General features: G+C 26.3%; 22 protein-coding genes. 18 read left to right on the forward strand and 4 right to left on the reverse strand.

Annotated elements, in window-relative coordinates; all coding sequences use genetic code 11:
* Window positions 1-15 precede the first annotated feature (15 nt).
* Complete coding sequence (locus NBW53_RS02115) at window positions 16-435, reverse strand: hypothetical protein (RefSeq protein ID WP_250278475.1); 420 nt, start codon at window positions 433-435, stop codon at window positions 16-18.
* A gap of 19 nt (window positions 436-454) precedes the next feature.
* Window positions 455-1,000 (reverse strand): TetR/AcrR family transcriptional regulator, encoded by a 546-nt coding sequence (locus tag NBW53_RS02120; RefSeq protein ID WP_250278476.1) that lies wholly within the window; start codon window positions 998-1,000, stop codon window positions 455-457.
* 169 nt (window positions 1,001-1,169) lie between these two features.
* Between NBW53_RS02120 and NBW53_RS02125 the strand changes: the two genes are divergently transcribed.
* The 3 genes from NBW53_RS02125 to NBW53_RS02135 are packed head-to-tail and all read left to right on the forward strand — an operon-like array spanning window position 1,170 to window position 3,659.
* Entirely contained in the window at window positions 1,170-1,400 is a 231-nt protein-coding gene (locus tag NBW53_RS02125; RefSeq protein ID WP_250278477.1) for a FeoA family protein, read from the forward strand.
* A 2-nt stretch (window positions 1,401-1,402) separates the two neighbouring features.
* Entirely contained in the window at window positions 1,403-3,502 is a 2,100-nt protein-coding gene (gene feoB / locus NBW53_RS02130; RefSeq protein ID WP_250278478.1) for a ferrous iron transport protein B, read from the forward strand.
* A 13-nt stretch (window positions 3,503-3,515) separates the two neighbouring features.
* Window positions 3,516-3,659, forward strand: coding sequence for a FeoB-associated Cys-rich membrane protein (locus NBW53_RS02135; protein WP_330651626.1), 144 nt, complete (start codon window positions 3,516-3,518; stop codon window positions 3,657-3,659).
* 95 nt (window positions 3,660-3,754) lie between these two features.
* Here NBW53_RS02135 and NBW53_RS02140 read toward each other — a convergent pair whose 3' ends face one another.
* The gene (locus tag NBW53_RS02140) at window positions 3,755-4,354 is read right to left on the reverse strand and encodes a YesL family protein (protein ID WP_250278480.1); all 600 of its coding nucleotides are present in this window, start codon (window positions 4,352-4,354) and stop codon (window positions 3,755-3,757) included.
* A gap of 144 nt (window positions 4,355-4,498) precedes the next feature.
* On the opposite strand from NBW53_RS02140, the gene trxB reads away from it, so the two are divergent.
* A complete protein-coding gene (gene trxB / locus NBW53_RS02145) occupies window positions 4,499-5,425 on the forward strand; it encodes a thioredoxin-disulfide reductase (protein ID WP_250278481.1) in 927 nt (308 codons plus the stop codon).
* Between the two features lie 357 nt (window positions 5,426-5,782).
* Here the strand turns inward: trxB and NBW53_RS02150 are convergent, their stop codons facing one another.
* Window positions 5,783-7,000 carry a dicarboxylate/amino acid:cation symporter gene (locus NBW53_RS02150; RefSeq protein ID WP_250278482.1) on the reverse strand — a complete coding sequence of 406 codons (1,218 nt, stop codon included), beginning with the start codon at window positions 6,998-7,000 and terminating at the stop codon, window positions 5,783-5,785.
* A gap of 198 nt (window positions 7,001-7,198) precedes the next feature.
* Between NBW53_RS02150 and aroB the strand changes: the two genes are divergently transcribed.
* The 14 genes from aroB (at window position 7,199) to NBW53_RS02220 (ending at window position 19,958) form a co-directional block, all read left to right on the forward strand.
* A complete protein-coding gene (aroB, locus tag NBW53_RS02155) occupies window positions 7,199-8,266 on the forward strand; it encodes a 3-dehydroquinate synthase (RefSeq protein ID WP_250278483.1) in 1,068 nt (355 codons plus the stop codon).
* 1 nt (window position 8,267) lies between these two features.
* Window positions 8,268-8,756 (forward strand): signal peptidase II, encoded by a 489-nt coding sequence (lspA, locus tag NBW53_RS02160; protein ID WP_250278484.1) that lies wholly within the window; start codon window positions 8,268-8,270, stop codon window positions 8,754-8,756.
* 1 nt (window position 8,757) lies between these two features.
* A complete protein-coding gene (locus NBW53_RS02165; protein ID WP_250278485.1) occupies window positions 8,758-9,666 on the forward strand; it encodes an RluA family pseudouridine synthase in 909 nt (302 codons plus the stop codon).
* Window positions 9,667-9,687: 21 nt separating this feature from the next.
* Window positions 9,688-10,611 (forward strand): aspartate carbamoyltransferase catalytic subunit, encoded by a 924-nt coding sequence (locus NBW53_RS02170; RefSeq protein ID WP_250278486.1) that lies wholly within the window; start codon window positions 9,688-9,690, stop codon window positions 10,609-10,611.
* 2 nt (window positions 10,612-10,613) lie between these two features.
* Entirely contained in the window at window positions 10,614-11,891 is a 1,278-nt protein-coding gene (locus tag NBW53_RS02175) for a dihydroorotase (protein WP_250278487.1), read from the forward strand.
* A gap of 516 nt (window positions 11,892-12,407) precedes the next feature.
* On the forward strand, window positions 12,408-12,869 hold the full coding sequence (locus tag NBW53_RS02180; protein ID WP_250278488.1) for a ribosome maturation factor RimP: 462 nt from the start codon (window positions 12,408-12,410) through the stop codon (window positions 12,867-12,869).
* A 59-nt stretch (window positions 12,870-12,928) separates the two neighbouring features.
* Window positions 12,929-14,125, forward strand: a complete 1,197-nt coding sequence (nusA, locus tag NBW53_RS02185; RefSeq protein ID WP_250278489.1) for a transcription termination factor NusA — start codon at window positions 12,929-12,931, stop codon at window positions 14,123-14,125.
* A gap of 12 nt (window positions 14,126-14,137) precedes the next feature.
* The gene (gene rnpM, locus NBW53_RS02190) at window positions 14,138-14,407 is read left to right on the forward strand and encodes an RNase P modulator RnpM (protein WP_250278490.1); all 270 of its coding nucleotides are present in this window, start codon (window positions 14,138-14,140) and stop codon (window positions 14,405-14,407) included.
* The gene (locus NBW53_RS02195) at window positions 14,400-14,711 is read left to right on the forward strand and encodes a L7Ae/L30e/S12e/Gadd45 family ribosomal protein (protein WP_250278491.1); all 312 of its coding nucleotides are present in this window, start codon (window positions 14,400-14,402) and stop codon (window positions 14,709-14,711) included. The genes rnpM and NBW53_RS02195 overlap by 8 nt, the downstream gene beginning before the upstream one ends.
* A gap of 2 nt (window positions 14,712-14,713) precedes the next feature.
* Window positions 14,714-16,777 carry a translation initiation factor IF-2 gene (gene infB / locus NBW53_RS02200; protein WP_408647015.1) on the forward strand — a complete coding sequence of 688 codons (2,064 nt, stop codon included), beginning with the start codon at window positions 14,714-14,716 and terminating at the stop codon, window positions 16,775-16,777.
* Between the two features lie 13 nt (window positions 16,778-16,790).
* Window positions 16,791-17,144: a 30S ribosome-binding factor RbfA gene (gene rbfA / locus NBW53_RS02205; RefSeq protein WP_250278493.1), complete on the forward strand. Its 354-nt coding sequence runs from the start codon at window positions 16,791-16,793 to the stop codon at window positions 17,142-17,144.
* On the forward strand, window positions 17,137-18,096 hold the full coding sequence (locus NBW53_RS02210; protein ID WP_250278494.1) for a DHH family phosphoesterase: 960 nt from the start codon (window positions 17,137-17,139) through the stop codon (window positions 18,094-18,096). Before rbfA ends, NBW53_RS02210 begins: the two co-directional genes overlap by 8 nt.
* Window positions 18,097-18,118: 22 nt before the next feature.
* Window positions 18,119-19,018 (forward strand): tRNA pseudouridine(55) synthase TruB, encoded by a 900-nt coding sequence (truB, locus tag NBW53_RS02215; RefSeq protein WP_250278495.1) that lies wholly within the window; start codon window positions 18,119-18,121, stop codon window positions 19,016-19,018.
* 10 nt (window positions 19,019-19,028) lie between these two features.
* On the forward strand, window positions 19,029-19,958 hold the full coding sequence (locus tag NBW53_RS02220) for a bifunctional riboflavin kinase/FAD synthetase (protein ID WP_250278496.1): 930 nt from the start codon (window positions 19,029-19,031) through the stop codon (window positions 19,956-19,958).
* The last annotated feature ends 9 nt before the right edge of the window (window positions 19,959-19,967 follow it).

Below are 19,967 nucleotides of genomic sequence, written 5' to 3' on the forward strand. Positions count from 1 at the left end.
AAAAATAAATAGTTTTTATTTATTTTGTCTAAAAAATTGTATATAGTTATATAAAAATAATATTCCAGCTAAAAATAATGCAGAGCCTAAACCTGAATAAAAAACAGCTATAAATACATCAGGTAATAAATTAAAAGTTCTTATTAGTACACCAAATAAAATCATAAAAAACATTATAAGAAAAGATTTTTTATCAAAAAATTTTAAAAAGAAATGAAGCTCGCCATCTAAATTTTTAATTCTATTAGTGTGTTTAAAAACTAAATTTTTAAATATCATAAGCCAAAAGATTAAAAAAATTAAAATAGATAAAAGTATATTAACAATATTAATGTATTTTACATAGGTGATAAGTCCTATACGTAAAACATTAAAGCCGGCTAATAACCATATAAAGCCAGCTAATAATAATAAAGTATGTTTTTTAATATTCAATTTTAACGCCCCTTTATGTTTAATATATACTATTTTCTATAAATTTTAATAAAGGTTTATAATCATTTTGATTTTGTAAAAATGATAATATTATTAAATTAAATACGTATTCTACAAATATTTTATGTGTTAAATTTTCATCAAAAGCATCACTACGTATATTTTTATCATTTTTTAAAGAATTTATTAAAATATTTTTAAAATTATTTAAAAAGTATTCTCTCATTTTACGTCCTTTAGTTTTTTCATTAACATTAAAGTTTACATAGTGTAGTGCAAAAAAGTCCGGATATTTTTTTGAGCAAGCATCTATTGTTTTAAAAAGCCATTTTACACAATCTGTAAAATTATCAAAATGAAGATTATTGCTATTAACATTAAATAATTCTTTCCAAATACTTTCCATAGTACACATAAGTAACTCAGATTTAGATGAAAAATAATTATATATAGAGCCAACGGCAATATTACATTCTTTAGCAATAAGACGTATATTCATAGAAGGAACCCCATTTTCAAGAGCTAATTTTTTACTAGTTTCAACTATAAGTTGTCTTAACTCCAAGTCAACACCTCCAATTATCAAATAATTATATACTTAATAATAATCAATGTCAAGTGGATAATAATTATTAAAAGATATTGACAAAACCTGTTAGTAAATGTAAAATTAAGTTAGCTATAACTAATAGTAAAATATTTTGTTATTAGTTACATAAAAGGAGTGTTATTTTATGAAGAAATTAAGTAATATGAAAGTTGGAACGAGTATAAAAGTTTTGAAAGTATGTGGAGAAGGAGCTGTTAAAAGGCGAATTATGGATATGGGTATTACAAAAGGGGCTAATATTTTTGTAAGAAAAACAGCACCTTTAGGAGACCCTATGGAGATATATGTAAGAGGATATGAGCTTACTATAAGAAAAGAAGATGCAAATATGGTATTAGTAGAGGAGAGTGAATAAAGATGCCAATAAAAATTGGTTTAGTTGGCAACCCTAATTGTGGCAAAACAACTATGTTTAATAAATTAACAGGCAGTTTTCAATATGTTGGTAATTGGCCTGGTGTTACAGTAGAAAAAAAAGAAGGTAAAATTAAGAATAATGAAGATATAAATATAGTAGATTTACCAGGGATATATTCTTTATCACCTTATACGTTAGAAGAAGTTGTAACAAGAGACTATATTATGAATGAGCGACCAGACATTATAATAAATATTGTTGATGCTTCTAATATAGAAAGAAATCTATATCTTACAACACAAGTTCTTGAGATGGGTATACCTACAATAGTTGCCCTTAATATGATGGATATTGTTAAAAAAAGAGGGGAAGTAATTAATGTTGAAAAATTAAAAGACATTATTGGTTGTCAGGTAGTAGAAACATCTGCATTAAAAGGTAATGGTTTAAATATACTTATAGATGAATGTTTAAAAACATTAAGAAATAATAAAAAAAATAAAAATTTACCTATATTTTCTAGTGAAATAGAATATGCTTTAAATGAGATAGAAGATATTATAGATGTAGATGAAGAAAAAAGATGGTATAGTATAAAAGTTTTTGAAAAAGATAAAAAAGTTTTAGAAAAAATTAATTTAGATAAAGATAAACAAGAAAAAATAGATAATATAATAAAAGATATAGAACAATCATTTGATGATGAAAGTGAGAGTATAATTATAAATGAAAGATATAATTATATAACAAATATAGTTAAAGAAGTTTTAACAAAAAAAGAAGATAAAGATAATAATATATCTACAAAAGTAGATAATATATTAACAAATAAATATTTAGGGTTACCTATATTTTTTGGTATCATGTATTTAATATACTATATATCGGTAACATCTGTTGGTACTTTTGTTACAGACTGGACAAATGATGTGTTTTTTGGAGAATATGTAACAAATTTTGTTAGTGGTATTTTAGAAAGCCTTAATGTTGCAGACTGGTTACATAGCCTTATTATAGATGGTATAGTAGGCGGAGTTGGTGCTGTATTAGGCTTTGTTCCACAAATGTGTATTTTATTTTTCTTTTTATCATTTTTAGAAGATTGTGGATATATGTCTAGAATAGCTTTTGTTATGGATAGAATTTTTAGAAAAGTTGGATTATCTGGCAAATCTTTTATACCAATGCTTATAAGCACAGGTTGTGGGGTGCCAGGGATTATGGCTTCTAGAACTATTGAAAACCATCGTGAACGAAAAATAACTGTTATGGTTACTACATTTATACCTTGTGGTGCAAAGTTACCTGTTATAGCATTATTTGGAGCTGCATTATTTCCTAATAATTCACTTATAGGTCCATCTATATATTTTTTAGGGATAGTAATGATATTAATATCTGGATTAATACTTAAAAAATTAAAAGTATTTAGTGGAGATACATCACCATTTATTATGGAATTACCACAATATCATTTACCATCTGTTAAAACTGTTTTAAGACATATATGGGATAGAGTTAAATCTTTTATAATAAAAGCAGGGACTATTATATTTGTAGCTTCTATTGTTTTATGGTTATTAAGTAGATTTAATTTTAGTTTAAAAATGGTAGACCCAGAAGAGAGTATTTTAGCTACAATAGGTAAAATAATAGCTCCTATATTTGCTCCTTTAGGATTTAATAAATGGCAAGCAGCCGTTGCAACAATAAATGGTCTTATAGCAAAAGAACAACTTGTATCAACCTTTGGAGTATTACTAGGTTTAGGTGAAGTTGCCGAAACAGATTTAGGATTAACAAATCAAATAGCTCTTATGTTTAATACAATGAGTGCATATTCTTTTGTAGCATTTAATATGTTATGTGCTCCTTGTTTTGCAGCTATAGGTGCTATAAAAAGAGAAATGGGAAATTGGAAGTGGACATTAATGACTATAGGTTATCAAACATTAGTAGCTTATCTTGTTTCTTTTGTTATATATCAATTAGGAAGTGTAATATTTTTAGGTGCTAATTTTGGTTTAGGTGCTATAATATCAATTTTAATAATAATATTTACTCTTTATATGATGTTTAGAAAAGGTAATAATAATTAAAGAGGTGATTTTTTTGGCAACATATATTGTTTTAGGAATTATAATAATATTTGCTATTTTATCAATTTTAAAAATAGTTAAAGATAAGAAAAAAGGCGGTTGTTGTGGTTGTAGCAACAGTTGTTCAGGTTGCTCTCACCATAATGATGATAAATAAAAAATAGGGCTAGAGATTTAATCTTTAGCCCTAAATAAATTATATTTTATATTAGTTACAAATTTTTATTATATTATTTAAAGTATGTTTAATTATTATTTTAGATATATATCAAAAATATGATTTAAAACGTAAGAATTGAAAAAAGCTAATATTCCAGGTAAAAATACTAAAGCTGGTGGAATACGTAGTATGGAAAATATGGTAACAGTAGATATAATAAGCATTAATATAGTCCAACCTAAGTGTTTGATAGCCATTATAAAAGAAAATTTAAACATATTTTTTGTAGTATTTTCAAATTTTGCAATTAAAGGGAATATGTATAAGTTTATTATAGAAAAAAATAATAATAATACACAAAATAAATAGTATATAAAAAGTCCCTTAGTAGTAGGGATAAATTTGAAATAATAAATATCTACTATAAGTATTATTCCAATTATAAAAAGTATAAACCAAACTATAGTACATTGTTTAAAATTTTGTTTAAAAGATTTTAAAAAATCTCTAATAAGATAACTTTCTTCATCTTTGTTTAGCTTTAAAAGGGCATAATATAGAGCGGTGGTGGCAGCACCTATTGTAAAAATGGGGATACAAAATATAATATATATTATACTTAAAAAACAAGCATTAAAAAATTTACCTAAAAATTGCCACACAGGGCTTTGTAAGTCAAAAAAACTATTCATTTTTACCTCCTAATAGTATATATAATTAATATTATAGCATATTTTTTAAATATATAAAAGGTAAAGATTAGTAACAAAATAATTATTGACATAAATGTTTTTAATATGTAATATAAAAGTATAATTAAATTTGAGGTGATTAGTATGAATAATGATATATATGATGTAGTAATAATAGGCTCTGGTCCTTCGGGGCTTTCTGCGGCTATATATGCAGAAAGAGCAAAGTTAAAAACAATAACAATAGAAAAGCAATATATGAGTGGTGGGCAAGTTTTAAATACTTATGAAGTAGATAACTATCCAGGTCTTCCAGAAATAAATGGATTTGATATGGGACAAAAATTTAGACAACATGCAGAAAAGCTGGGTTCACAATTTATTAAAGATGAAGTTTTAGAGCTTGAAATAACAGATAAAATTAAAAAAGTCCATTGTAAAAAAAATGAATTTTTAACAAAAACTGTAATAATAGCAACAGGAGCACAACATAGGCTTTTAGATGTTAAAGGTGAAAAAGAGTTGTATGGAAAAGGTGTTTCATATTGTGCTACTTGTGATGGTGCATTTTATAAAGAAAAAACTGTTGCAGTTGTTGGTGGTGGAGATGTTGCTTTAGAAGATGCTATATTTTTATCAAGAATATGTAAAAAAGTTTATCTTATACACAGAAGAGATGAATTTAGAGGGGCAAAAATATTACAAGAAAAAGTTTTTTCTATTAACAATATCGAGGTAATATGGGATACTGTTGTAGATGAAATATGTGGAGAAAATGAAGTAACAGCTATTAATATATTTAATGTTAAAACAGAAGATAAAAAAATGATAGAAGTAGATGGTATATTTGTAGCAATAGGTATTATACCAAATAGTCATATATTTGAAGAGCATTTAAAACTTGATGATAGCAACTATATTGTTGCAACAGAAGATTGTAAAACTTCTGTAGATGGTGTATTTGTAGCAGGAGATGTTCGTACTAAGGCTTTAAGGCAGGTTGTAACAGCAGTTTCTGATGGAGCAAATGCTATAACATCTATTGAAAAATATTTAGCAACAAAATTTTAAAAAAACTCTAAAAAGCTAATATATTTATTAGCTTTTTAGAGTTTTTTATTATATTTTTATGAAATAATTAAATTATTTAAAGTTTTTTATATATAAATGTATTAATAATATCAAACTGTAGGCAAAATAGGAATAACACAAAAAGCAGATAGTATGAGAATGAAGAGTTCCCATCTTTAATCGTATCTGTGGCTTTGCCACGGATACGTAAAGCTAGGTTTTTAGTGGGCTTTAGCCCATTGTGCGAGAAAACCTTGCTTTTTTCATACAGTACATCAAAAAAATAATCTTGTTATTTTTTGAAAGGTTGTAGACTTTGTCTACAACCTCATAATATATAATTTTAAATATTAAAAATTAATTTTTCTTTATATGTTTTTTATAAAACTTATCTACTATGATAGCAATAGCATTATCTCCAGATACATTACAAGCAGTACCAAAGCTATCTTGAGTTATATATAATGTTATTAAAAGGCCAGTTAAGGCTCCGTCTGGGTCTATACCGACCATTGATAAAAATGGAACGGCAGACATAATACCACCACCAGGAGCACCAGGAGAGGCAATCATTACAACTGCTAAGGTTAATATAAAAGGAATGATTGTACTAATACTTATGTCCATATTATTCATTAATAAAACACTTGTTACACAAGATGTAATAGTTATCATACTACCAGCTAAATGTATATTAGCACATAAAGGTATAACAAATTCTCTTATTTCTGGAGAAGTGTTGTTTTTTTCGGCACAAGCTAAATTAACAGGTATTGTAGCAGCAGAAGATTGAGTACCTATTGCAGTAAGATATCCAGGAATTTGGTTTTTTAATAGTTTAATAGGGCTTTGCTTACTAATAGTCCCAGCAAAAATAAATATTGCAATAAGGTATAATATGTGTAAAATAAGCACTGTTAAAAATACTTTCCATAATACAGACAATATAGAAAATGCTTGTCCACTATATGTTAAGTTTGCAAATGTAGACAAAATATAAAATGGTAAAAATGGAATAATAGCCTTATTTAAAACTTTTGTAATAATTGCAGAAAATTCTGTAAAAAAGTCATAAGTAACGTTTCCTATCTCTTTACCTCTCATTGTACTAACAGATAAGCCCATAACAAAAGCTAAAACAACAGCAGAAGTAACATCAAAAAGTGGTTTTAAATCTATTGAAAATAATGGTTGTATAAAAGCACCTTCATCTGCTAAATTGTTAAACAAGTTGCTCGATATAAAATGTGGAAAAAGATTTATAGCAACAATATATGCTATAGTACCAGCTATTAATGTGGAAGCATAAGAAACAAATGTTGTAAATCCTAATAGCTTACCAGCGCCTTGTGTTAAGTCTGCAATACCTTTTGTTATAAATGCTAATATCATAAGTGGTATTACAAATTTTAAAAATAAGCTAAAAAAGTTGGCTAATGTAATAATTATGGACATTATTATTTCAAAACTTTTAAAGCCTTTGTTTGAAAGAATCATAGTAAAATAACCTAAGAATATACCTAATAATATAGCCATAATAAGCTTAGGAATAAGACCTATTTTCTTTTTTTTCATAAAATCATTCCCTTCTAGTTTTGTGTTTAATGTATAAGTCAATATTATATATTAAATACTAAAAAAATACAAGCACTTTATAAAAAATCATATAAAGTTATAAATATATAAAAGATAACCATTAAATATATAATAAAAATGTATAGAAAAAAATATATAAGTGTGTTAAAATATTAAAAAATAAGGAGAATTTAGATTATGTATAGTATAAATATAAAACGAAAATATACAATATATATAGAAGAAGATTTTACAAATCTTATAAAATATTTAAATAAAAATAATATAAAACATAATAATATTGTTATTATTACCGATGATAATGTATTTAATTACTATTTAAAAGATATAAAAAATTTATTTAATAATAGTAATATATATGTATATAAAATAAAATCAGGAGAAAAAAGTAAAAATTTAACACAAATACATAAAATATATGAGTTTTTATTAAATAATAATATAGACAGAAAAAGCCTTATAATATCTCTTGGTGGAGGTGTTGTAGGAGATATAGCTGGATTTGTAGCATCTACATATATGAGAGGTATAAAATTTATCCAAATACCAACTACTTTATTATCACAAGTAGATAGTAGCATTGGAGGTAAAACTGGAGTAGACTTTTTAAATAAAAAAAATATTATAGGAAGTTTTTATAATCCATCTTTAGTATATATAAATATTAAAACGCTAGAAACATTACCAAAAGAACAATTTGAAAATGGTATGGCAGAAGTTATAAAGCATGGATATATTTTAGATAAAGAATTTTTAGATTTTATATTATACCAAAAAGAAAAAATAAAAAATTATGACAAAAATATTTTAAAGAAAATGATATATCAATCTTGTAAAATAAAGGCTAATATAGTTTGTAAAGATGAAAAAGAGCAAGAAATAAGAGAAATTTTAAATTTTGGACATACTTTTGGTCACTCTATAGAAACAGAAACAGATTTTAATGTATTACACGGGCAAGGTGTAGCTATTGGCATTATAGCCAGTATGTATATTTCTTATATTAAAGGATATTTACAACAAGAAGATTTAGAAAAAGCTAAAGATATATTAAAATATTTTAATTTATATAGTGAAAATAAACTAAATATAGAAAATATTTATAAAAATATGATATATGATAAAAAAAATGAAGATAAGAAAATAAAGATAATTATGCTTAAAAACATAGGAGAAGCATTTGCTACAAATGAAATATCAGAAAAAATAATAAAAGATGCTATAAAATATTCTTTGGAGGGTTAAAATGAAGAAAATATTACCTATTATATATACAACAATACTTATAATAATTGACCAATTAGTTAAATTGACATGTTTAGAAAAGCTAAAACCAATAGGTTCTGTTAAAATAATACAAGACTTTTTTTATCTTACTTATGTAGAAAATAGAGGAGCTGCTTTTGGTATGCTAAAAGGTGGAAGATGGGTGTTTATAATCATAGCATTATGTGCGGTTATTTTTTGTAGTATATATTATTATAAATTACCTAAAAATAAATTTAATAGTATAACCAAAATATCATTTTTACTTATTATATCTGGAGCAATAGGCAATATGATAGATAGAATATTTAGAGGATATGTTATAGATATGTTTCATTTTATTTTTTGGGGTAAAGATTTTGCTGTTTTTAATGTTGCGGATATTTTAGTTTGTGTAGGGACATTTTTACTTGCAATAGTAGTTATTTTTTCAAAAGATAAAAAACATAAAATAGAAAAGGAAGATTAGTTTGATACATTTAGAATTTACAGTATTAAAAGATGATGAAGACAAAAGAATAGATAATTTTTTAAATATTAATTTAGAAGACATATCAAGAAGTAGAATACAAAAGCTTATAGAAGAAAATCAAATATTAGTAAATAATAAAAATATTAATAAAAATTATAAGCTTAGAAAAGATGATATTATTAGTGTTAACATAGAAGAACCAAAAGAAATAGATATTTTACCAGAAAATATACCATTAGATATAGTATATGAAGATGATGATGTTATACTTATTAATAAACCACAAGATATGGTTGTTCATCCAGCTAATGGACATTATACAGGCACATTAGTTAATGGGTTAATGTATCATTGTAAAGATAATTTATCGGGCATAAATGGTATTATGCGTCCTGGAATAGTCCATAGAATAGATAAAGATACATCAGGTATACTTGTAGTTGCAAAAAATGATAAAGCACATAAAAATCTTGCTATTCAGCTAGAAAATCATTCTATGACAAGAGTATATTACGCTATTGTATACAATAATTTAAAAAATGATAAAGGAACAATAGATGCACCTATTGGAAGACATCCAATTGATAGAAAAAAAATGGCAGTTACAAATAAAAATTCTAAAAGAGCAGTTACACATTATGAAGTTTTAAAAAGATTTAAAAATCATACGCTTATTAAACTAAAACTAGAAACTGGAAGGACACATCAAATAAGAGTACATATGGCATATATAGGTAATCCTCTTTTAGGAGATATTGTATATGGTAAACAAAAACAACCTTTTAATTTAGTAGGTCAAGTGTTACACGCTAAAGTATTAGGGTTTATACACCCTACAAGCAATAAATATATGGAATTTGAAACAGACTTGCCATATTATTTTAAAAATGTTTTAAATAAATTATAATAAAATTAAAGGAGAAAGTTTATGATTTTTAAAAGAAAAGATTTTATAAGTCTTATGGATATAAGTGCTGAAGAAATATTACATATATTAGATACAGCAGAAACTATGAAACACGTTATAGGTAAAAAAAATAAAAAATCACCTTATTTAGAAGGAAAATCTGTTATTGTATTATTTTATGAAAAAAGTGTAAGAGCAAAGTTATCTTATGAGCTAGCAGCACAATATTTAAGTGCAAATATAGTAGATATATTAGTATCTGAAAGTAATAACAGATATGAAAATTTATATGAAATGGGAAGAACGATAGACCAAATGGGTGCAGATTTTATTATATGTAGACACCCTATGAGTGGTAGTGCTAAATTTATGGCAGAAAATGTAAGTGCTAGTGTTATAAATGCAGGTGATGGTATAAACGAAAACCCAAGCCAAGCTCTTTTGGACCTTATGACTATAAAAAATATGAAAGGTAGCTTTAAAGGACTTAAAGTAGCAATTATAGGAGATGTAGAAAGCTCTAGAGTAACAAGAAGCAATATATGGGGGCTTTTAAAATTGGGAGCAGATGTATGTGTTTCTGGTCCACCTACTATGATACCACCACAGTTAGAAAAATTTGGTGTGAAAGTATATTATAATCCTAAAGAGGCAGTAAAAGACGCAGATGTTATAATGACTCTTAGATTGCAAGATGAAAAATCTTACGGTAGTAAATTATCATCTTTTAATGAATATAAAAGCTTTTTTAAACTAGATGAAACTTTATTATCATATGCCAATAAAGATGCTATTGTTATGCACCCAGGTAGACCACATAAAAGTATAGAAATATCTACATCTATATTAGAAAGTACACGTGTTTTAATGGATGACCAAATAACTAACGGTGTGGCAGTGCGTATGGCATTGTTATATTTATTGTCTTTAGGAATGGGGGTATAATTATGAATTTATTAATAAAAAATGCAAAAATTGTATCTAATGGTATAGAAGAAAAAGAAATAAAAGATATTTACATAGAAGATGGTATAATAAAAACAATAGATAAAAATATAAATATAAAAGATATAAAAACAGTAGATGCTAAAAATAATTATGTTTTACCTGGATTTATAGATATTGGTTGTCGAGTTTTTGAAAATGGGTATGAAAGTAAAGATAACATTATAAGGCTTACACAAGCAGGAGCTAAAGGTGGTTACACTACTATTACAACTTCTTCATCTGCAAAGCCTATAGTAGATAATAAAACAGTGGTAGAATATATAAGCTCTAAATGTAAAGAAGGAATTAATATAAATTTGTATCCAACAGGTAATATAACAAAAGGTGGAGAGGGAAAACAAATATCGGAAATAGGAGAAATGGTATTAACTGGTGTTGTAGCTATATCAGACGGAGAAAAAGCAATAGAAGACACAAAGCTTTTAAGAGATGTATTTTTATATTCTAGAATGTTTGATATAACAGTTATGACAACACTAATAGAGCCTAATTTATCTAAAGGTGGTATGATAAATTATGGTTGTATGGCTACAAAGCTAGGACTTGCTGGTATACCAAAAGAGGCAGAAGAAATAGAAGCATCAAAAAACATTATTTTGGCAAAACATACAGGTGCTAAAGTACATATATCTTATGTAACAACAAAAGGAACTGTAGAGCTTATTAGACAAGCAAAAAAAGAAGGGGTAAATATAACTTGTAGCACAGCACCGCATTATTTTACCCTTACAGATAGAGCAATAGATAATTATAATACATTTGCAAAAGTTATGCCACCACTTAGAGAAGAAGAAGACATAGAAGCTATAAAAGAAGGCCTTAGAGATGGTACAATAGATACGATAGTTTCTGGACACTCACCTTCTTTATATGAAAAAAAGGCTACAGAATTTGAAAGATCAGAGTTTGGATTATCTGGGTTAGAGGTTGCATTTAATATTACAAATACAAAGCTTATAAAAGAAGATACATTTTCATTAAAAGAAATTACAAAGTTAATGAGTAAAAATCCAGCTAATATTTTAGGATTCAAAACTAAAGGAGAAATAAAAGAAGGATATGACGCAGATATTATTATTTTAGATACTAAAAAAGAAAAAATTATAAAATCTAGTGAATTTTTATCAAGAGCAAAATATTCCCCTTATGAAAATTTATCTGTTTTTGGAGATATTTTAGCAACTATTGTTGGAGGCAATGTACTATATAATAATTAATTTTATAACTTAAATATATACTGAGGTTGTATGAAAAAGCTGAGTTATTCGAACAAGGGCTAAATGCCATAAAAATCTAGCTTTTACATAATTCAAGGCAAAGCTATGTCTTGTGATTAGAATTTTTATGCAAAGCATAAAAATAAAAAATTAATCCAAAATATTTTGTCTACAATATAGTATTATATACTTTAGTTATTTATTATAGTAATTATTTTTGATATAATAAGTAATATTATCATTGTTAAAAGTATTAAAGATGTATTTAGTTTTAATATAAATGGTATACAAAAATTATAGTTTTATTAAAAATAGGATTAGTAGCTTATATTTTAGGATGTTTATTGGTATTAAAATGAAAAAATAGTATTGCAATAAGTAATAATTAGTGATATAATATAAGTATATTATTAATATGTTTATCTAGAGAGTGGGTTTTGCCCACTCTCCTTTTGTATAATAATTAAGTTTTATATCTAAAATTTTAAGATTTTACTATAAGAAAGGAGCCTATTTATGCAAACAAAAGATATTATTAAAAAAGTAGAACAATATGTTATGCCCATTATAGAAAAAAATAACTATGAGCTTGTAGAAACAGAGTTTGTAAAAGAAGGTGCTAACTATTATTTAAGACTTTATATTGATAAAGAGGGTGGATTTTCTATAAATGACTGTGAGATAGTAAGTAGATATTTAGAAGAAAAACTAGAAGAAGATGATTTTATAGACAAAGCATATATATTAGAAGTCAGTTCACCTGGTATAGATAGAGTGCTTAAAAAAGATAGTGAATACCAAAAATATAAAGGACGAATTGTAGATATTAAACTTTATAAACCTATAGATAAAGTAAAAGAATTTCAAGGTGAGCTTGTAGGGCTTATAGATGATAAAATAGTAGTATGTGAAAATGAAAAAGAAATAAGTTTTGATAAAAAAGATGTTGCAGTTTGTAGATTAGCAGTAATTTTTTAATTTTAATATATAAAATATATATCAATTGTATAAATACAACTTTTAAGGAGGATAATATAATGAATAGCCGTGAACTTATGAAAGCTTTACAGCTAATAGAAAAACAAAGAGGTATAGATAGAGAAGAAATATTTTCGGCAATAGAAAATTCTTTAATATCTGCATGTAAAAAAAATTTTGGAACATCTCAAAATATTAAAGTAAGCATGAATAGAGAAACAGGAGAAATTAATGTTTATGCACAAAAAGAAGTAACAGAAGATGTTTATGATGCTTTTTTAGAAATATCTCTTGAAGAGGCAAAAGAAATAAATCCTAATTATGAATATGGAGATATAGTTGATATACCTATAATACCAAAAGATTTTGGACGTATATCTGCACAGGCTGCAAAACAGGTTGTTGTACAAAAGTTTAGAGAGGCAGAAAGAGAAAAAATTTACAACCAATTTATAGTTAAGAAAAATGATATAGACACAGGTATAGTAAGAAAAATAGAAAATAAAAATATAATAGTATCTCTTGGGCCAATTGATGCAGTTATTCCTTTAAAAGAACAAGTGCCAACAGAAACATATAACGTTCACGATAGAATAAAAATATATATATGTAGTGTTATTAAATCTGGTAAAGGAACAAAAATTACAGCTTCTAGAACACATCAAGACCTTATAAAAAGACTTTTTGAGCTTGAAGTGCCAGAAATATATGATGGTACAGTAGAAATAAAATCTATAGCTAGAGATGCTGGTTCAAGAACTAAAATGGCTGTTTTTTCTAAAAATGAAAATGTTGAAGCTGTTGGAGCTTGTATAGGTAATAATAGCAATAGGATAAATGCTGTAATAAAAGAAATTAGAGGCGAAAAAATAGATATTATAAATTGGCACGAAGATACTAAAGCTTATATATCAGAGGCTTTAAAACCAGCTAGTGTTTTAGAAATACAATTATTAGAGAAAGAGAGAATAGCAAAAGTTGTAGTACCAGATGATCAGCTTTCTCTTGCAATAGGTAAAGAAGGGCAAAATGTACGCTTAGCAGCAAAACTTACTGGTTGGAAAATAGATATAAAAAGTGAACAAGTAGCAAAAGATACAAACTTTATAAATTATGAAGATGAATTAGAAACAAATATAGATACTAGCCAAGTAGATGTTGAAGAAGAAAAAGATGATATTGTTTTAGAAGATACAGATTTTGATACAATAAATAATGATGAAATAGATGTTGAAAATGAAACAGATTTTGAGTAATAGGAGGGTAGTATGATTAAAAAGAAAATTCCTCTTAGAAAATGTACAGGTTGTCAGCAGATGAAAGAAAAAAAAGAGCTTATAAGAGTAGTGCGAACAGATGAAAATCAATATACAATAGATTTAACAGGCAGAATGTCTGGACGTGGAGCATATATATGTAAAAATATAGAATGCCTTGAAAAAGCTTTTAAATCTAAAGGGTTAGAACGTTCTTTTAAATCTGCTATACCAAAAGATATATATGAAAAACTTAGAAATGAGTTGGTTTTAAATGAATAAAAAATTATTATCTATGCTATCTATATGTCAAAAAGCAGGCAAAATAGTATCTGGAGAATTTGCAGTAGAAAAAGCTTTACAAAATGGCAGTGCTATTTATGTTATAATAGCAAATGATGCATCAGAAAATACTAAGAAAAAATTTCAAAATAAAGCTTTTTATTACGAAGTTGAAAATGTTATATATGGTGAAAAAGAAATTCTTAGCCATAGTATAGGCAAATTTAATAGAACAGTGTTTGCAATTTTAGATGAAGGATTTTATAATAAAATAAAATATTATATAGAAAATGATATAAAATAGGGGTGATTTATTTGGGAAAAATTAGAGTACATGAACTTAGAAAAAAAATAAGTGAAACAATAGGAAAAGATATAGAAAATAAAGAGCTTATAGATAAATTATCAGAGTTTGGCATAGAGGTAAAAAGTCATTCTAGTAGTATTGAAGAAAAAGATGTAGATTTTATAATTGAATACTATTTAGAAGAAAATTCTCCAAAAGAAGAAGTAAAAGAAGATAAAATTGAAGAAAAAAAATCTAAACAAAATAAAAAAGAGGGTAAAAAAGAAAAAAAGGCTATGACAAGTGAAAATTCTAAAAACGAAAATGAAGATATTAAAATTATACAAATAGAAAAATCAATAACAGTAAAAGAACTTGCAGAAAAAATAGGAACAACAAGTTCAGATTTAGTTATGCGTCTTATGAAAAGAGGTATGATGGTAAATTTAAATCAAGAAATAGATTTTGAATTAGCATCTTCCATATGTGAAGAATTTGATATTTTAACAGAAGAAGCACCAGAGATAGATATTTTAGAAGAAACTTTTAAAGAAGAAGAGGAAAATGAAGAAGACCTTACAGAAAGACCACCAGTTGTTGTTGTTATGGGACACGTTGACCACGGTAAAACTTCTCTTTTAGACTCTATAAGAAAAAGTCGTGTAACAGAAAAAGAAGCAGGTGGTATCACTCAACATATAGGTGCTTATACAGTATCTATTGATGATAAACCAATTACATTTTTAGATACTCCAGGACACGAAGCCTTTACTGCTATGCGTATGCGTGGTGCTAGTGTTACAGATATTGCTATACTTGTTGTAGCAGCAGATGACGGTGTTATGCCACAAACGATAGAGGCTATAAACCACGCAAAAGCAGCAGGTGTAGAAATAATAGTTGCTATTAACAAAATGGATAAAGAAAGTGCTAATCCAGATAGAGTAAAACAAGAACTTACAGAATATGGACTTCTTGCAGAAGACTGGGGTGGAGATACTATATGTGTTCCAGTATCTGCAGTTACTAAACAAGGTATAGATAATCTCTTAGAAATGATTATACTTGTAGCAGAAATGAAAGAGCTTAAGGCAAACCATAATAAAAAAGCTAGAGGTACAGTTATAGAAGCTAAATTAGATAAAGGTAGAGGTCCAGTTGCTACAATATTAGTACAAAGTGGTACATTAAAAGTAGGAGACCCTATTGTTGCTGGTTCTACTTATGGTAAAATAAGAGCTATGATGAATGATAAAGGGCAAAAAGTAAAATCGGCAGGACCTTCTATACCAGTTGAAATATTAGGTCTTAGCGAAGTACCATCTGCGGGCGATAGTTTTTACGTAGCTAAAAGTGATAAGCAAGCAAGACAAGTGGCAGAGGCAGTTATTGCTAAAGACAGAGTAGATATGATTAAATCTACATCACAAAAAGTATCTTTAGATGATTTATTTACACAGATACAATCTGGAAATATGAAAGAGCTAAATATTGTTATAAAAGCAGATGTTCAAGGGTCTGTTGAGGCAGTACGCTCAAGTCTTGAAAAATTATCTAATGAAGAAGTAAGAATACGTACTATACACGGTGGTGTTGGAGCTATTACAGAATCTGATGTTATGCTTGCTAGTGCATCTAACGCTATTATTATAGGATTTAATGTTCGTCCAGAAAATACGGCAAAATCGGTAGCAGAAGACCAAAAAGTAGACGTAAGATTATATCGTGTAATATATAATGCAATAGAAGATATAACTGCAGCAATGAAAGGTATGTTAGACCCAGTATATGAAGAAAAAGTTATAGGACACGCAGAGATTAGACAAATATTTAAAGCTTCTGGCGTAGGTACTATTGGTGGGTCTTATGTAACAGATGGTAAAATTGTAAGAAACTCTCAAGTTAGAATAATAAGAGATGGCATAGTTGTATATGAAGGAGAACTTGCAGCTCTTAGAAGATTTAAAGATGATGTAAAAGAAGTAAATGCAGGCTATGAATGTGGGCTTTTATTTAATAAATTTAATGATATTAAAGAAGGTGACCAAGTAGAAGCATTTGTTATGGAGCAAATACCACACTAAAGGAATGATATTTATGAAAAATAATACAAGAATGATAAGAATAAATGATGAAATAAAAAGAGAATTATCTGAGATAGTTCGCTCAGAGCTTAAAGACCCTCGTATAGGTGTAATGACAAGTATTTTAAAAGTAGAAACAACTAATGATTTAAAATATTGTAAAGTTTACGTTAGCGTTTTAGGCGATGAAAAGCAAAAATCTGACGTTATAGAAGGGTTAAAAAATGCTAGCGGATTTATTAGAAAACAGGTAGCTATGAGAATAAATTTAAGAAACACACCTCAATTTAAATTTGAAATAGATGATTCTCTTGAATATAGTATAAAAATATCAAAATTGATAGATGAGGTAAATAAAAGTGAATAATATTTATAAAAATATAGAGCCATTTATCCAAGAAATTGAAAAGAGTAAAAATATAGTTATAGCAGGTCATACATCTCCAGATGGAGATGCAATATGTTCGGCTTTATCACTTGGTATGACTTTAGAAAAAATGAATAAATCTGTTACTATTCTGTTAGAAGAGTATGAAAGTGTTTATAATTATGTAAAAGGTCATTATATGGTCTATAAAGATAGCTATGAAGATTTAAAAGATGTTGATTTATTTATAAGTGTAGATTGTGGTGATATAAACAGGCTAGGAGATGCTAAAGCTATTTTTGAAAAAGCTAAAAAAACTGTAAATATAGACCATCATATAAGTAATGATAATTTTGGAGATTTAAACATAGTAAATGATAAAGCTTCTTCAACTTCAGAAATTATATTTGAAATAATAAACCATATAGGTGCAATAGATTTAGATATAGCAACGGCTGTTTATACTGGTATAGTTTTTGATACAGGTGGATTTAAGCATAATTGTACTAGTAAAAGAACACATCAAATAGCAGGTGAACTTGTAGCAATAGGTGTAGATACTGTAAATATATATTCAGATATTTTATCTATGCATACACTAGAAAATAGTAAACTTTTATCTAAAGCTATACAAAATATATATATAGAAGACGATATAATTATATCTACACTTTCTAAACAAGAAATGGAAGATTTAGGAGCATCACATAAAAATACAGGAGGTATAGTACAATATTTATTAGATATAAAAAATATAAATGTTGCTGTGTTTTTATATGAAAAAAATGATAAATCTATAAAAGTAAGTTTTAGGTCTAAAACTATTGATGTAAATAAAATAGCAAGTAGCTATGGTGGTGGTGGACATATTTTAGCAGCAGGTGCAACTATTTTAGATATGACACTTGAACAAATAAAAAATGATATTTTACAAAAAATAAAAAATGTATAGTTTATAAAGAAAGATGATAAATATGAAAAATATATCTGGTGTTATAAATGTATATAAAGAAAAAGGATTTACATCTCATGATGTTGTAAATATTATAAAAAAAAAATTAGGTAAAATAAAAACAGGTCATACAGGTACTTTAGACCCAGACGCTATGGGTGTTTTACCTATATGCGTTGGCAAAGCAACTAAGCTTTCAGAATATATAGCATCTTCTATAAAAGAATACAAAGCAATTGTAACATTAGGAAAAACAACAACTACACAAGATAGCTCTGGAGATATTGTAGAAGAAAAAAAAGTTGATTGTACGCAAAATGACATAAAAAATATAGTTAGTACATTTAAAGGTGAAATAATGCAAACACCGCCTATGTATTCTGCTATAAAAATAAATGGCAAAAAACTTTATGAACTTGCAAGAGAAGGCAAGGAAATAGAAAGAAAACAAAGAAAAATAAATATATATAATATAGAAGTGACTAAATTTATAGATAAAGAAAATTTTGAAATAACTGTTCTTTGTTCTAAAGGAACATATATAAGAACATTATGTGATGATATAGGAAAAGCTCTTGGGTGTGGTGCTCATATGAGTTATCTTTTAAGAACAAGAACAGGTCATTTTTATATAAATGAAGCAATAAAATTAGAAGATATAGATAAAATTTTAGAAGATAATGACTTAAATAAAGTTTTAATACCTATGGATAGAGTTTTATTAGATTATAAAAAAATTATTGTTTTATCAAAAGCTAATAAATTTTTATACAATGGCAATAAAATAAGCTTTAATTTTATAAAAAATAAACAAAACTTAATTGAAGATGAAAAAGTAATTGTATATGACGAAGATAATAATCTTATAGGTATATATATTGTTTTGATAGATTGTATAAAGCCTTTAACTATGTTATTGTAGAGGTGTGAAAATGAATATAACAGACAATTTTAATATTTTTGATGAAGATAATAAAAATGGGACAGTTGTTACAGTAGGTAATTTTGATGGAATACATATAGGGCATAAAAAACTTATTACTACTACTAAAAAATGTGCTTTAGAAAAAGGGCTAAAATCTGTTGTTTTGACTTTTAGCCCACACCCTATAGAAATTATAAAAAATAATACATCATTTTTTTATATCTTTTCTGAAAAAGAAAAATATTTGGAAATGGAAAAAGAAAATATAGATTTTTTTATAAAATATAATTTTACAAAAGAGTTTTCTGATATTAGTCCAGAAAAATTTGTAGATATATTAATAGAAAAATTAAATTGTAAAATACTTGTTGTTGGAGAAGACTATTGCTTTGGTAAAAATAGAAAAGGTAATATTGATATATTAAAAAAGATAGGTAAAGAAAAAGGTATAGAGATTATAAAAATATCTAATATTATTATAGACGGTGAAAGAGTAAGTAGTTCTATTATTAGAGAATGTATAAACAATAGAAATATAAAAAAAGCAAATTTATTGCTTAATAAACCATATTATATTTTGGGAAAAGTAGTTGAAGGAAATAAATTTGGAAGAACTATTGGGTTTCCTACTGCTAATATTATACCTACTAAAAATAAGCTTTTACCACCAGATGGTGTATATATAACAAAAACTAAGTATAATAATAAAATATATGATAGTATTACTAATATAGGTACAAATCCTACAGTTAACAATGTAGATAGAACAATTGAAACATATATCTTTGATTTTAATCAAGATTTATACAATAAATATATAGAAGTATACTTTTATGAATGGGTAAGAAGTGTAAAAAAATTTAATGGTATAGATGAGCTTAAAAGACAAATATCTAAAGATGTAGATAGAGCTAGTAAGTTTTTTAAAATAAATTAATTTTATATA

The sequence above is a fragment of the [Clostridium] colinum genome (assembly GCF_940677205.1).
Taxonomy (GTDB): Bacteria; Bacillota; Clostridia; order Lachnospirales; family CAG-274; genus Tyzzerella; species Tyzzerella colina.